This is a genomic window from Anaerosporobacter mobilis DSM 15930, from assembly GCF_900142955.1.
Taxonomy (GTDB): Bacteria; Bacillota; Clostridia; order Lachnospirales; family Lachnospiraceae; genus Anaerosporobacter; species Anaerosporobacter mobilis.
Map to the genome: position 1 here is coordinate 68,378 of NZ_FRCP01000021.1, position 16,444 is coordinate 84,821.

A 16,444-nucleotide genomic window follows, 5' to 3' on the forward strand; every position below is an offset into this window, starting at 1 on the left:
AAAATAAATAATAAAAAATAAAATTAAAGTTGGCATAGTAGGTGGAAATCTAGTATGCCAACTTATTTTTAGTTAAGTCATTGAATTTGTGGTTTTGTATTTGTAAATCATTTCGGCATGGTTTTGTTCTTCAACCTGTATATCTGCCAATAATTTTCTTATATTGGTGTCTCTGAAGGCAAATACGTCACTATTATATTCAGATGAAACCAATTTTTCAGTTGTAATAGCATCTGTACATAAGAAGCAATCGTTGTCTTTATCTTCTAGATTTGATTTGCCAATCGTATAGGTTGCAGTTGGATTATAGTTCTTACCTGCCGAATCATTTACATCACAACTAGGTACGGTCCCAGTCAAGACTTGATTCAAGGAATTGTAGTGTTGTTGTTCTCTTTCTTGTAATGTGCTAAAGAGATTTTTTAGTTCCGTATCTTTTGCATAAGTAGAGTATTTTCCGTATTTTTCTATGCAAGTTTTTTCTTGAGTCATAAGATCGTTGATTACAGATGTTTCTTTTTCTGTTAATATCATAATATATCTCCTTTTCAAAAAATTATAGGAATAACCTACATACAAAGTTAGTATCTACAAATAATTATTTTTTATTAGAAATATATCTGATTTAATAATAAAACAACATTGACTGTTCTAATAATTACTTCTTAGGTCTTACAAAATACTGCGTATGCAATAATTCATGTGCTTTGTGACTCAAAGGATAATCCAAATATTTGTCGTAAATCACTTGAATAGTTGGATTTTCATTGGACCTACGTAAAGTAAGGGAGCGGTCAATATTATTAAGTCCTTCCATACGTTTTTCTAGAGTCTCAGCACGTTTTTTGGCTTTCGGTTGACCACCGCCACCTATGCAGCCTCCAGTACAGGCCATAATTTCAATAGCATGGAAGAATTCTTCACCAGAACGTATTTTGTCTAACATCTTTTTGGCTTCTTTTAGTCCATGAGCAACACCAATTCTAAGTGTCAAATCATCATCCACTTTGATCTCGCTACAGCGGAATCCATCCCATCCACGAAGACATTCGAATTCAATAGTATCAAACTTTTTACCAGTTAACCCTTCTAGAGCGGTACGTGTAGCTGCTTCGATAACACCACCTGTACGACCGAATATGATACCGGCGCCAGTATATTCTCCCATAACCTGATCGATTTCTTCATCTTCAATCTCTTTCAAATCAATTCCTGTATCCTTAAAGATCTTTATTAATTCATTTGTTGTTAAGACATAATCAACATCATAGTTTAAATCTCTAGAGAATTCAGGACGAGCAGCTTCATATTTTTTAGCGATACAAGGCATGATAGCTACTGAAGTAATATCTGTTCGATCTAAATTATGTTCCCTAGACCAAAGGTCTTTCGCAACAGAAGCAAACATTTGCATTGGAGATTTGGAACTAGAAGGTACATCTAACATATCAGCATAATTTTGTTCAATGAATTTAACCCAAGCTGGACAACAAGAGGTAAGGATTGGTAATTTAACGGTTTCATCTCCAGCGAGGTATCTTTTCAGTCGGTCGGTAAGCTCGGCGGCTTCCTCCATAATGGTTAAGTCAGCAGCCCAAGTTGTATCAAATACATAATCTACGCCAAGTGCACGCAATCCAGCCGCGATTTTTTTCTCTACATTTACCCCTGCTTCAAAGCCAAAGGCTTCCCCAATCGTAACACGTACCGATGGAGCCATCTGTGTTATAACAACTTTACTAGGTGTAACTAAATCACGTAAGAAGAGAAGACTGTTATCACCATAAGTAATTGCATTAACAGGACATGCGGTAACACAAGCTCCACAATGTGTACAACGTACATAATCAATGGAATGTTGCTCCTTTAGTCCACCTTCAATACAATCAACTGGACAGACACGATTACATGCATTACAACCAATACATTTGTCTGTTATTCTAAGTTTAGTCAAATGATGACATTGAGAGGTATAGCAACATTTATCTTCAATATGGTCAATTAATTCCTCATAAAAGTGGTTAATGATTTCTTCTGTTACATTATGCTTTTTATTAATAGTTTCAATAACAGTATTTGCTAATTCACGGAGGAAGAAGATATCTCTCATATTCGAACGTCCTTTGGAGATCCGATCAAAGATATCACCCATGGATTTCATTTCTTTTTGAATTGGAAGATATCGTGGAATGGCTCCAGATTTAATTTGTCCATTGAGATAATCAAGGTAGAATTTTGCATATTGGATAATACAGTCATCACTTGATAAGATAATAATACTTTGCCGTATTCCAGTTTCGAATAATGAAAAATCAAATGGTTCATGCAAATTATCTTTCGTTAATAGGCAACCAAAAGGCATACCAAGTTGAGCAGCTTTGAATGTTCCTGTACCAATCAGACCGCCAGCTAAAGCAATGATATCTTCTAGGGTTGCACCTTCGAATACTTCAATAATTCCAGGTGACTTTACCCTTCCACAAACTGCTAATAACCTCTTATCACTTTGTGTTATTTCATCTAAGGTATCATCACTGAAAACTGTGAAGACGGATCCTAAGGAACTCTGAAGGAGTTTTTGTTTGTTGTTTTCCATAAAGTAATCACTCCCTTTCATAATATAAAGGTAACTGTTAATCATATTGATTGGCTCTGAACAGTTACATTTAAAGATAGTATAAGATAAATACTATAACTATATTCTATAATTGGACTTGTGTCAATATTGTAGACACAAAAAGTTTAACTTTACCTGACCACTAGGCAGCATCATGTGCAGCCTGTGGTGTTAAATAGTTGATTGCGCTATGAATTCTCTTACGATTATACCAGGATTCAATATATTCAAATAGTGCTCTCCCAGCAGTATTAAAATCATAATACTTTTTATGATTTACTTCTTCTTTCTTTAAGAGAGAATGAAATGATTCTATGCATGCATTATCATAAGGATTTTCCTTTCTGCTAAATGAATGAACAATACCATGGGATCTTAGGTAGGCCACTATACTACCTGATTTATACAATTCTATAATTTGTTGTTTGAATTCTTCAGAATAACGATTACCGTTTTTGGACATTGTTTAACACACCTTTCTTTGAAGCTATTGTATCGTGTTAAACTTTTCGTGTCCACTGTTATATACTAACACCAAATCGTAACATTTGAGTAAGGCATCTTCATAAAACATGATTACAAATTCAATAAAATTAATATTATAAGCAGTTTAATAAGTATTTTATGATTATCAAGTTTATAATTTCCAAGGTATTTAAGTTTGACAGAGAAACAACTCGAGAGTATAATGAAGTTGTTTCTCAGACATAAAGCAAAGAATATTACAAGAGGGGATAGGGAAAATGGAAAATAAGATTATATATGAGACTGCTATAATACTGATATCAGGAATTTTATGTGGAAGAATTGTAAAACAGATTAAATTACCTAATGTTACAGGTTATTTGATAGCAGGACTTATATTAGGGCCTTCAATATTGAACTGGATTCCCATCAGTATGGTCAATGGTTTTGGTGTTATTTCAGATATAGCATTAGCATTTATTGCTTTTTCAATAGGTTGTGAATTTAGTTTATCATATTTTAAAAAGGTTGGAATAGCACCTATTATTATAGCAATATTTGAAGCGGGAATAGCAATTGTATTGGTAACAGGTACATGCATGTTTTTTGGATTTGACATAAAATTATCGATTATGTTAGGAGCAATTGCGGCGGCAACAGCCCCTGCTCAAACTATTATGGTTATTAATCAATATAATGCTAAAGGCCCCCTTACTTCAATGCTTCTAAGCGTTGTAGCAATAGATGATGCAGTAGCACTTATTGCATTCGGGTGCGCGACAACTATTGTAAAGATGATATCTTCGTCAAAGGTGAGTTTAGTAGCATCATTATTTAATCCTTTTTATGAAATAGTAATTTCAGTTATAATAGGAGGATTATTTAGTTTGGGGTTAGTGTACATAATTAAATTTTTTAAAAAGCGAACAAATCGATTAAGTTTAGTTATTGCATTTGTACTAGGAGCATATTGGGTGGCGACTAAATTAAATGGATCTCCTTTACTTACTTGTATGGCAATTGGAGCAGTATTAACAAATATAAGTGATGAAGCGGATGAGCTAAATAAAATATCCGAAGCGTTTACGCCACCAATTTTTATGATATTCTTTGTAATATCGGGTGCTGGATTTGATGCGAATGCTCTTAAAGGTATAGGTTTAATAGGTGTGATTTACGTAATTATGAGGGTGTTAGGTAAAATGCTTGGGGCATGGTTAGGAGGAAAGGTAAGTAAACAGAATAAGGAGGTGTGCAGGTATCTTGGACCTACGTTAATGCCACAGGCTGGTGTTGCTTTAGGATTAGTAGTAGTCGCCGAGTCCTTAGTACCTGAATACGCGTCTTCTATACGGGCAGTTATTCTCTGTTCAACTTTTATATATTCAATTATTGGACCTGTAGTTGCGAAAATTGCATTACGAAAAGCTGGAGAAATAAAAATATAGACGATTGAGAGTTTGTATTACGTAATTAATATTTTACTGATAATAGATAGTAATTATCTATTACAAGTAGGGGTAGAAAATTTATCGAAAAGGTAGAGACATTGAACTCTACCTTTTTTATTATGGAACACATAAAGTAACAAAAACTTTGAAAATATGGTTGACAATTTAGATTAAAAAGAATATATTATATAACATACAATTCATATCAAATCTATATGAATAGTATAGAATGTAAGTTTTTTACAGAAAGGAATTGAATAGTTTTCTATAAATAAACATAAATAATATATGGATAGGTTAGCTTGAATTGAGGTTGAAGGGAGAACGTGCTTAATGGATATAGAGGTTATACAAGAATATATTCCACTTTATGTCGAAGCAGCTAAATTAACATTACGTTTAGCGATAATAGGAATTTTAGGAGCGATTATTGTAGGTCTTTTGTGTAGTATTATTCGTTATTATAAGATTCCAATTATACATAAGATTGTAGGTGGATATGTTGAATTATCTAGAAATACACCGTTATTAATACAATTATTCTTCTTATATTTTGGATTACCGAAGATAGGAATTGTAATGAGTTCAGAAGCATGTGCTATTGTAGGATTAATTTTCCTTGGAGGCAGCTATATGTCAGAGGCATTTCGTAGTGGACTAGAAGCAATCCCTAAGATACAAGAGGAATCGGGACTTTGTCTTGGGCTCACAAGGTGGCAAGTAGTAAGATCAATATTATTACCACAAGCTATTATGATTTCAATGCCAGCATTTTTAGCGAACATAATATTCTTAATTAAGGAAACATCCGTATTTAGTGTAGTTGCATTAGCAGACTTAATGTTTGTAGCAAAAGATTTAATTGGATTGTATTATCGGACCGATGAAGCACTATTCTTATTAGTTGTTGCATATCTGATTATACTACTTCCTATTTCTATCCTATTTACAATCGTAGAGAGGAGGTTGAAACGTGTTGCAATCGGCAATTAATGTATTGTTTCAAGGAAGGAATTTCATACGTTTACTAGAAGGATTATGGATTACAGTTAGGATTTCATTACTTTCAGTTCTACTATCCATAATACTAGGAATTCTTTTAGGATTCATAATGACTAAAAAGAACCCAGTAATAAGGGTAATTACAAAAATATATTTGGAATTTGTTCGTATCATGCCACAACTTGTTCTGCTATTCTTAGTTTATTTTGGACTATCGAAATCCTTACATATTAATTTATCAGGAGAATTTTCTGCTATTTTAGTATTTACCATATGGGGGACTGCGGAGATGGGAGATTTGGTTAGAGGAGCACTTGAATCGATACCAATACATCAGTATGAGAGCGGTAGAGCCTTGGGATTAACGGAGAAACAGCTATATATGAACGTTATTTTACCTCAGACCTTTCGTAGATTAATACCTCAGTCAATGAATCTTGTAACTCGTATGATTAAAACAACATCCTTAGTAGTTTTAATTGGAGTAGTTGAAGTTGTAAAAGTGGGGCAGCAGATAATAGAAGCATCTAGGCTAACAGCACCTTTAGCTGCAATCATAATCTATACAACGATATTCTTTATGTATTTTATTATATGTTTTCCACTTTCAAAGTTTGCTGGAAGACTAGAACAAAGATGGAAAGATTAGAGGTGAGATATGCATGAATACAAATAGCAAAGACAATATACTACAAATTAAGAATCTAGAAAAAGGATTCGATCAGACTACCATTCTAAACAACCTGTCACTTGAAGTGAAGAAGGGTGAAGTTGTTGTAATATTAGGACCTTCAGGCTGTGGAAAAAGTACGCTGCTTCGCTGTATTAATGGATTAGAAACCATACAAAATGGTGAGATTTTATTAAATGGAGAGAATATACGTGAGAGTAAGCAAGCAATGTATGCCATTAGACAAAAAATCGGTATGGTATTCCAAAGTTATGATTTATTCCCACACATGAATATTCTAGATAATATTACACTTGGCCCAGTTAAAGCACAGGGACGAAAAAAAGAAGAAGTTCGTAGGGAAGCAGAGCAGTTGCTAGAGCGTGTTGGGCTACTAGATAAGGTAAATGCATATCCAAGACAACTATCCGGTGGACAAAAGCAGAGAGTTGCTATTGTAAGAGCACTTTGTATGCATCCAGAGATTATGCTGTTTGATGAAGTTACGGCAGCCCTTGATCCAGAAATGGTAAGAGAAGTATTAGATGTTATGTTAGAACTTGCAAAGCAGGGAACTACCATGTTAATTGTAACCCATGAGATGTCGTTTGCTAGGGCGATTGCAGACAGAATTATTTTCTTAGATGGGGGATCAATTGTAGAAGAGTCAGAGCCAGAGATGTTTTTTACAAATCCAAGCACAGAGCGTGCCAGAAAATTTTTGGATGTGTTTACTTTTGAGAATGTACATAACATTGAGACAGAGTAGGTTAAGAGTTACGCAAACGCTTTAAATAAAAAATAAGAATAAAAGGGGAATTTATTATGAGTAAAAAAGGTATCATTCAAAGAAAATTAATTTTAGTATCAACCGTAGTATTGGTTTTAGCAATGGCACTAACCGCATGTGGCAAGAAATCTTCTGATGATGATAAAAAGTCAACTGCAAGAACGTTACAAGAGATAAAAGATAGTGGAGAAGTGGTAATTGGAGTTTTCTCTGATAAGAAACCTTTTGGTTATGTAGATGAGAATGGTGAGTATCAAGGGTATGATGTATACTTTGGAAATCGAATAGCCAAAGACCTTGGCGTTGAAGTGAAATATGTACCAGTAGAAGCTGCAAGCCGTGTAGAATACTTACGTTCTGCCAAAGTTGATATTATTCTTGCTAATTTTACTGTAAACGAAGAACGTGCAAAACAAGTTGATTTTGCATTGCCTTATATGAAGGTAGCACTTGGAATTGTTTCACCAGACAGTGCATTAATTACAGACCCAGAACAGTTAAATGGTAAGACATTGATTATTAGTAAGGGAACAACAGCTGAGACATATTTTGCTGAGAATTATCCAGACGTTAAACTTCTTAAATTTGACCAATATAGTGAAGCATATAATGCCTTGTTAGATGGTAGAGGAGATGCATTATCAACAGACAATACAGAAGTACTTGCTTGGGCAATTGAGAATAAAGGATTCTCTGTTGGTGTAGATTCACTTGGAAATCAAGATACAATTGCTGCAGCTGTACAAAAAGGAAATACAGAATTGCTTAATTGGATTAATGATGAGATACGTTCTTTAGCAGATGAACAATTCTTCCATAAGGCTTATGAGGAAACACTAGCACCAGTATATGGTGATGCAGCAAATCCAGATAATCTAGTAATTGAAGGCGGAGTTATAGAATAAGTAGTAAAGAAGAATGTCATAGAACAGATGGATACATGTGTTCTATGACATTCTTTTTAAAAGGTGGTAATACCGTTTAAATCTGCATGTTCGTTTTCAGACATTGGTATAATGATACATTTTTTCCCGTTAATTATTTCATAGGTTATTTCCTGAACCTTTTGTGGTTTAACACGAAGAATAACATCGAAGTTTCCATCTTCTGAATCGAGAAACTCGGTGGATTGAATAGAAAGATTATTATCAACATCTGCTCCGGGTTGTTGATCGTTTGAACTAGTATCCAAGAAGGAATCTGATTTTAATGCTGTCACTTCTTCTAACTTCTCTTGTAGTTGTTGAACCTTTTCTACGAGGGCTTTTTCTTTTCTAATTTGCGCACTTGCTGCCAATACTTTGCTATCTAATAGGTGATCCACAACTGGTGGAGTCTCACCGAATTTTTCTACATACGAATTCTTAATCGTCTTAGAAATCTCTTCAGGTAAATCACAAGATTCAATTACTTCCTCTATAGAATCACTGGTAAGAATAACAGGATCTGCCTTTGTGTCTTTATACTCTGCCTGCTCGTCCACCATTTGGTTCAGAGATTCTTGTATCTCCATGAATACTCTATTGCTTTTTTCCTCATCACGAACCGCATTATTAATAATGTTTTGAAATGCGTGTTTTTGTTCGGTTGCTGTTTCCTTTGGAGGGCAACCCAGAACAAACTCCATGAGTTCCTTATGTGGTTCTTTAGCATCCTTTGTATAGTACATAACGGAATGGATATCCGTACTACGGTCAGAGAAAGCAGGGAATACAAATCCGGTATCAGGTGCATTCACAACCCAGTCACGATTACGTGGTCCAATGCGATTTTCAATTTCTAAGTACCCAAGCCCTGCCTTGGTTAATGTAACAGGACAGATGGCACATAATAAATACTCGTATACCTCTTCAGATTCGTCTAATTTGTTATTATCACTTGTCTTCGTCATGACATCATAAGCATCGTGGAATAGTAAGATTAGATAATTTCCCGCATAATCGTAATTGTCAATGATTAGTTGGTAGAAGGCTTCTAATAAACCTTCATTCCTAAGTTTACTCTCTTTTAATCCCATAAGAAACTGTTGTTTACCACCTGGTTTTTCCTCATCAAGAGGAAATTCAAGTTGAAGGATATTATTACCCACTGTTCCAGAGAGAGTTTTTTTCGCAATTTCTAAGTACTTGTAGAATTCTTCTTCTTTAAGATTTAGAAAGGTTTCTTCTAAATTAAGTATTCTTTTCTTTTCGCCATTTACATAACAACCGCATAATTTTGTGAATGTACATTCGTCCTTTTTCAATCTTCTCTTTAGCTCTAATACATCTTTCTTTGTCATAATAAATTCTATGCTCCTTTCAAAGTTGCAATACGAAAGTTTATATTCACATTAACATCCTTACGTATTATAAAGCTTATCAAATACCTATTATACTTCATATCTCAATTAAGAACCAATAGTTTTTTAATTTACAATCAAAAGAAAGTAATCGAGTAAATAGATAAAAGTAAAATTAGTAATAAATCACCATATTTACAAAAATGTAAAAAATAGGTAAAATAATAGTAGAAAGAAGTGTTAATTATAGAAAAATAGCTAATAAAAAGATTTAATAAATATTTTGAATAATACATAACATTATTTTCTTTATCGTTTAAGCCGCTTAATAATTAATTATTATTAGAAAAGTGTAATATATTAATACTATAATCAGTAATTAAAATATATTAAACCAAATTGGGTTTACATTATAAGAATAAATTACATACATAATATACAATAACTGTTGAAAAATTCCAAAAATATCTTATTATTAAGTAGTAGAGAGTATTATACATTTAGAGTATAGGATACTTTTTTACTGAAAGGGTTTGATACGATTGCCAACGAGGGGATCGCTCTTGTATCAGAAGGAAAGGAGGAAAGGAGAAACAAGACGATAGGTAATATTGTATTTTATAGAACAGAGTAATAGGAAAATAGGGAAAAGGAGAGTAGATAATATGAAGAAAAGTAAGAAATGGAAATTATTAAGTTCAGTTTTGATTGTAACACAATGTATTTACCCATTTAGTGGAATGTATGCAGTAGCAAAAACAAACTCTGACACTCAAACGATGACGTATGCGACAGAAGCAGATTCACCAAGTATCTATGAACAAAGATTCCTTGAGCTATATAATGATATATACGATAAGGATAATGGGTATTTTAATAGTCAAGGTATCCCTTATCACTCAGTTGAAACATTAATGGTAGAGGCTCCCGATCATGGACATGAATCAACGAGTGAAACTGCAAGCTATTTGCTTTGGTTACAAGCAATGAAAGGTAGAATTACAAAAGACTACTCGGGTATCGAAACAGCATGGGATACCATTGAAAATTATTATATACCTACAGCAGAAGATCAACCAGGCCAATTAACTTATAATCCGAATAGCCCTGCAACTTACGCTGCAGAATATCCATTACCAGATTATTATCCAAGTGAATTACAATTTAATACGAAAGTAGGACAAGATCCGCTTTACAACGAACTTCGTAATACATATGGAACACCTCAGATGTATGGTATGCATTGGCTATTAGATGTGGATAACTTCTATGGTTACGGTAAACGTGGAGATGGCGTATCAACACCATCGTATATCAATACCTACCAACGTGGTAAACAAGAGTCAGTTTGGGAAACTATACCTCATCCATCTTGGGAAACATTCAAGTGGGGAGGAGATAAAGGTTTCTTACCTTTCTTTACAGGGGATAAATCTTATGCTAAACAATGGAGATATACCATTGCCTCTGATGCAGATGCCCGTGTGGTACAAGCTATGTATCGTGCCAATGAATGGGCAAAAGAAGATAACCAATCACTCTCAACTTATGTATCGAAAGCTAGTAAGATGGGAGATTACTTAAGATATGCCATGTTTGATAAGTATTTTATGAAAGTAGGTGCACAAGGAACAACAGCAGCAACTGGCCGTGATTCCGAACATTATCTCTTATCTTGGTACTACTCTTGGGGTGGTGCTACGGATGGTAGCTGGAGTTGGAGAATTGGTGCTAGCCATAATCACTTTGGTTACCAAAATCCTTTTGCAGCTTGGGTGCTTTCTGAGGATTCAGAATTTATTCCTAAATCGCAAACAGCACAAAGTGACTGGGCTAAGAGTTTAGACAGACAGTTAGAGTTTTATCAATGGCTACAATCTTCAGAAGGTGCAATTGCTGGTGGGGCGACAAACTCATACAATGGTTCCTATGACAAGTATCCAGCTGGAACAAGTACTTTCTATGGAATGGCATATGAGGAGGCACCAGTATATGCTGATCCAGGAAGTAACGAATGGTTTGGTATGCAGTGCTGGTCAATGCAGCGTATAGCAGAACTCTATTATCAAACAGGGGATGCAAGAGCGAAAGCAATCCTTGATAAATGGGCACAATGGGTAGTTTCAGAAGTTCAATTAAAAGCAGATGGAACCTACTTAATTCCTAGTACATTAAAATGGTCAGGTCAACCAGATACATGGACAGGAACCTATACTGGTAATAAGAATCTACATGTTACTGTAGCAAATTATACCCATGACATTGGTGTTACTTCTTCACTTGCAAACACGCTAACTTACTATGCTGCTGGTTTGCAAAAATATACAGAAGATAACTCCTACAATGGTTATGTAAGTGTTGCAAAAGAATTATTAAATCGTATGTGGAATAATTATAAAGATGATAAAGGTATTGGTGATAAGCAAGAACTTACAACAATGTTAGAACGTTTCTTTGATCAAAAAATAGCTGTACCTGATAATTATAGTGGAACTATGGCAAATGGAGATAAGATTGAAAAAGGAGCTACCTTCTTCTCAATTCGTACAGAATATGAAAACGATCCAGATTTCCAAAAACTAAAATATGCTTACGATAATAATCTGTCATTCTCTATGGTATACCATCGTTTCTGGGCTCAAGCAGAAACTGCTATCGCACTTGGTGTAATGGATGAATTCTTCCCTGAAGATGATGTGGTAACACCAGTTGTATCCATTACAAACCCATTGAATGAAGCAACTTTTGATTGGGCTAATTGTGAAAACGGTATAACAGTAAAAGCGGATGCATCAATTGCAGATGGCTCTATTCAAAAAGTGGAGTTCTATGCAGATGGAGTGAAATTTGCAGAAGATAACAACGCTGACTATGAAGTTGTGTATATTCCAACCAAGACAGGAGTTGTTGATGGTAAGAAAACAGTCGTATTAAAGGCGATTGCCTATGCAGATAATAATACAGTAAGGACCTCAAAGACAGTAACAATAACAATTAATATGCCAAAAGCAGAATTACCAGTAGTTCATATTGTATCACCAGAGAATCAAGCAATATTTGACTACACAGATACACAATCTCCAATTGTTGTTGCGGCAGAGGCTTCTATTGATAAAGGGGTTATTGCAAAGGTAGAGTTCTTTGCAGATGGTAAAAAGATTGGTGAAACCAATGGTTCCTCAGGAAATGTTAGTTTTGTTCCAACGAATGAGGGGGCAGATGGGGCTGGACTTAAAGTAATTGCATTAACTGCGATTGCAACAACTACTGATGGGGTAGCTGCAAGTGCGGAGCCAGTTCAAATTAAAGTTCAGTTTAAAGTGAAACCAATTCCAGCCGTAAACATCAATGTAGGTTTTAAGAGTCAAGGTGGAGATACAAGTAATACAATTGGTGGACAATTTAGCATCACAACTGATAAAGAGGTTAATTTGTCCGATGTAAAGATCCGTTACTACTACACATTAGAAAATCCTTCAGAGCAGAAAACAATTATAGATAATGTTGGATTGACTGTATCGAAAGCACCATGGTACATAAGTCTGAATTCAGCAACAGAAGCAAAAATTGTACAAGTATCTGGAGATAAGTATTATTTGGAAATCTCATTCAATACGACGCAGACTTTAGATGAGAGTGGGAAAATTGAGATGGGTGTTCGAGTTAGTAAAGACAACTGGTCTAACTTTGATCAAACCAATGATTATTCTTATAAATCTGGAGCAATTGTACTGTATAAGGGAGAAGTTATTACAGGAATGAGTCCATATTAAGAAGTAGAAGTATTCATAAGATCAATGCTATTTCATTAATGTGAATAATAGGAAGTGGTAGATATTATGTGTGAGGTGATTTCGCCAATTTGGAACTTCTAAATTGGCGTCATCATCTTTATAAAAGGAGAATGCTTATGGGGAATTGGAAAAAGACAGTAAGTATGTTTTTGGGTGTCTCACTTCTCGCGGGAACCGTAGGAAATGCAACTCCTGTCACAAGAGCTGCATCAGAGACAAATAATTATGCTGCGACGAATTCATATGACTATGGTGATGCATTACAAAAGTCAATTATGTTTTATGAGTTTCAAAAATCAGGAAAACTACCTGAAAATCAACGGAATAACTGGAGAGGAGATTCTGGCTTAGCGGATGGGGCTGACGTAGGTTTGGATCTTACTGGAGGAATGTATGACTGTGGTGATCATGTTAAATTCAATTTACCAATGGCATATACATCAACCATGTTGGCATGGTCATATCTAGAGAGTACCGATATCTATGAAAAGACTGGTCAAGATACGTATCTATTAGATAATATTCGTTGGATTAATGATTATCTAATAAAGTGTCACCCGGCAGAAGATGTGTATTATAGTCAGGTTGGAGATGGGGGACTTGATCACGCTAGTTGGACTGCGGCTGAGGTAATGCAGATGAAGCGTCCAGCATATAAGGTGGATTTAAGTCAGCCTGGCTCTGCGGTTTGTGGAGAGGCAGCAGCTTCTCTTGCTTCATGTTCTATCTTATATAAGGACACCGATCCAGAGTATGCGGCAACTTGTTTAAAACATGCGAAGGAATTATTCTCGTTAGCAGAAAGAATGAAAAGTGATACAGGATATAATAAATTTGCTGGAGCTTATTATAATTCAAGTCATTTTTACGATGAATTATCATGGGCAAGCATGTGGATTTATCGAGCTACTAATGAGTCTGCTTATCTAACAAAAGCAAAAGAATATGCTAAGAATTGGGGTAAAGAAGGGCAAACAGATGCTATCGCTTATACCTGGGCACATTGCTGGGACGATGTACATTATGGAGCTGAATTATTAATTGCACAATATGATACTTCAAGTGATAGTGCCATCTATAAGAAAGCAATTGAGAATAATCTAGACTATTGGTCAACTGGTAAGAATGGTGAGCGTGTTCCATATACACCAAAAGGATTAGCATGGAGAGACCAATGGGGAAGCTTGCGTTATTCAGCCAATCAGTCATTCCTAGCAAGTGTGTATGCCGATTGGGAACAAGCTGATTCTACTAAGGCAGAGGCATATAAGAATTTTGCTAAGTCTCAAGCGGATTATATATTAGGCAGTTCGGGTCGAAGTTTTATGGTAGGCTATGATGAAACTTCGCCTACGCAACCACATCATCGTACTGCACATGGACCATGGGAGAATAACGTAGCAGGAGCACCTTATAAAGCTAGACATGTTCTTGTTGGAGCATTAGTGGGAGGACCTGACCGTAATGATGGTTACAATGATGTAATTACGGATTTTCAGCAAAATGAAGTAGGATGTGATTACAATGCAGGATTAGTTGGATTAATGGCGAAGATGTATGATGAATATGGTGGAACCATTGACCTTAATCTGAATGCTATTGAAGTAGTAGGAGAAGAGTTATTTGTTGAAGCTGGTATTAATGCTCAGGATAAACAAAACGTTGTCAATTTCGTAGAAATGAAAGCAGTTGTTTATAACCGAACAGCATGGCCAGCTAGAGTAACGGATCAATTAAGTTTTCGATACTTCGTTGATATTAGTGATGTTCTCGCGTCTGGTAATCATGCAAGTGATATGAAGGTAACAAGTAGTTATAGCCAGCATAGTGCCAAAGTTTCTCAGCTAAAACCTTGGGATACTGAGAACGGAATCTATTATGTTGATATTGATTTATCCGGTGCGAAGATTTATCCGGGAGGTCAAAGTGAACATAAATCTGAGATTCAATTCAGAATCACTGCACCTGGTAAATGGGATTATACAAAGAGTCCATCGTTTAAGGATTTAGCATCTAGTACTTCCAATAGTCTTGTTAAGTCGGAAAATATACCAATCTACGATGATGGGGTATTAGTATTTGGTAAAGAACCAAATAACGGGAACGAAAGTCCCGAATACAAACCGGTTGTTGAAGTTACGAATCCGGTTAATAATTCTGTTATTGATATGAGCCAAGGATGTACTCCAATTAATCTTGAAGCAGATGTGAGTATTGAAAAGGGAAATATTGATAAAGTTGTATTCTTTGTTAATGATGAGGAAGTAGGAACAAGTACAGTAAAGCCTTATGGAGTGAGGTATACTCCAAATGGAGTCGTTAGTGAAAGTGGTATAGTAACACCTTATACAATTACAGCAAAAGCATATGCGGACAATGGTATGATTACGGTTTCAGAGCCAATTACTGTGAAGGTACAATTACCAGTTTCCAAAGATCCAATTGAAGAAGAGGTAACTATAGCAATTGTTTCTCCAAATGATCAAGAGATATATACAGAAGTAACGAAAAAGATAAAAATTATAGCTTCTTCCAAGTGTGTTAATGGAACGATTGATAAAGTGGAGTTCTATGCAGATGGTAAAAAGTTTACAGAATTGGCTGGAAAACAAGATGGTAACTATGAAGTGGAATATACTGTTGAGGGAAAATCAGAGGAAATTGGAAAACTAACACCGATTAAGTTTACTGCAAAAGCAATCACGAAAAAAGGAACACAATTGGAATCAGAAACTGTAACTGTATTTGTGCAAAAAGAAGTGCAAACAACCCCAAATCCTTCTGATATTGAGATTGAAGTAAGCAACACAAATAGTTCATCTGTTATTACGAATACATTAGTGAATAATTTTAGGATTAAGAACGTAAAGGGGAAAGCCCTTGACTTATCAAAATTATCCATTCGGTATTTCTATACAGCAGATGGGGCTGATTTAGAATCTGTGTGGTGTGACAATGTATCAATTACATACAACAAAGCACCTTGGTATATTAGCTATGTAGGAGTAAGCCATGGAAAAATAGTTAGGATGAGTAATAAAACAGATTTAGCTGATAGCTATATTGAGTTAACATTTGATTCCACAGATCAATTAGAGGAAGGAACTGTTTTAGAAGCTGCAATAAGAACTGCTAAGAATAACTGGAGCAACTACGATCAAAGTAATGATTATTCTTATGGGGATAACGAAAAGATAGCAGTATATTATGATGGTGTCTTAATTGCCGGAATGGAGCCATAGTATTGGTTCCCAAGAGAGTAAGTCTAATCAAGGCTTACTCTTTTGCAGCATATAATTATATCATAAAAAGTTCGAGAAACGTGCCTCCTGCCGTTTATTAGGTATCAAATTATGAAAAATGGTATTGTAACA

11 protein-coding genes are annotated in these 16,444 nt (G+C 35.1%); 7 read left to right on the plus strand and 4 right to left on the minus strand.

What is annotated here, in order from left to right:
- Positions 1-72: 72 nt before the first annotated feature.
- The 3 genes from BUB90_RS19015 to BUB90_RS19025 form a co-directional block, all read right to left on the minus strand.
- Positions 73-534: a ferritin-like domain-containing protein gene (locus BUB90_RS19015; RefSeq protein ID WP_073290378.1), complete on the minus strand. Its 462-nt coding sequence runs from the start codon at positions 532-534 to the stop codon at positions 73-75.
- 124 nt (positions 535-658) lie between these two features.
- Positions 659-2,596: a [FeFe] hydrogenase, group A gene (locus tag BUB90_RS19020; RefSeq protein ID WP_073290381.1), complete on the minus strand. Its 1,938-nt coding sequence runs from the start codon at positions 2,594-2,596 to the stop codon at positions 659-661.
- A gap of 163 nt (positions 2,597-2,759) precedes the next feature.
- The gene (locus tag BUB90_RS19025) at positions 2,760-3,080 is read right to left on the minus strand and encodes an integrase core domain-containing protein (protein WP_408605962.1); all 321 of its coding nucleotides are present in this window, start codon (positions 3,078-3,080) and stop codon (positions 2,760-2,762) included.
- A gap of 280 nt (positions 3,081-3,360) precedes the next feature.
- On the opposite strand from BUB90_RS19025, the gene BUB90_RS19030 reads away from it, so the two are divergent.
- From BUB90_RS19030 to BUB90_RS19050, 5 genes are all read left to right on the plus strand, one after another.
- Positions 3,361-4,530 carry a cation:proton antiporter gene (locus BUB90_RS19030; RefSeq protein WP_073290383.1) on the plus strand — a complete coding sequence of 390 codons (1,170 nt, stop codon included), beginning with the start codon at positions 3,361-3,363 and terminating at the stop codon, positions 4,528-4,530.
- A 336-nt stretch (positions 4,531-4,866) separates the two neighbouring features.
- Entirely contained in the window at positions 4,867-5,526 is a 660-nt protein-coding gene (locus BUB90_RS19035) for an amino acid ABC transporter permease (RefSeq protein WP_073290385.1), read from the plus strand.
- A complete protein-coding gene (locus BUB90_RS19040; RefSeq protein ID WP_073290387.1) occupies positions 5,507-6,184 on the plus strand; it encodes an amino acid ABC transporter permease in 678 nt (225 codons plus the stop codon). The genes BUB90_RS19035 and BUB90_RS19040 overlap by 20 nt, the downstream gene beginning before the upstream one ends.
- Positions 6,185-6,197: 13 nt before the next feature.
- Entirely contained in the window at positions 6,198-6,974 is a 777-nt protein-coding gene (locus tag BUB90_RS19045; RefSeq protein ID WP_073290389.1) for an amino acid ABC transporter ATP-binding protein, read from the plus strand.
- 56 nt (positions 6,975-7,030) lie between these two features.
- Positions 7,031-7,900, plus strand: coding sequence for a cysteine ABC transporter substrate-binding protein (locus BUB90_RS19050; RefSeq protein WP_084139379.1), 870 nt, complete (start codon positions 7,031-7,033; stop codon positions 7,898-7,900).
- A gap of 56 nt (positions 7,901-7,956) precedes the next feature.
- On the opposite strand, the gene BUB90_RS19055 is transcribed toward BUB90_RS19050, so the two are convergent.
- Positions 7,957-9,276, minus strand: a complete 1,320-nt coding sequence (locus BUB90_RS19055) for a DUF4317 domain-containing protein (protein ID WP_073290391.1) — start codon at positions 9,274-9,276, stop codon at positions 7,957-7,959.
- 665 nt (positions 9,277-9,941) lie between these two features.
- On the opposite strand from BUB90_RS19055, the gene BUB90_RS19060 reads away from it, so the two are divergent.
- Entirely contained in the window at positions 9,942-13,049 is a 3,108-nt protein-coding gene (locus BUB90_RS19060) for a glycoside hydrolase family 48 protein (RefSeq protein WP_073290394.1), read from the plus strand.
- Between the two features lie 137 nt (positions 13,050-13,186).
- A complete protein-coding gene (locus BUB90_RS19065) occupies positions 13,187-16,312 on the plus strand; it encodes a glycoside hydrolase family 9 protein (RefSeq protein WP_139241814.1) in 3,126 nt (1,041 codons plus the stop codon).
- The last annotated feature ends 132 nt before the right edge of the window (positions 16,313-16,444 follow it).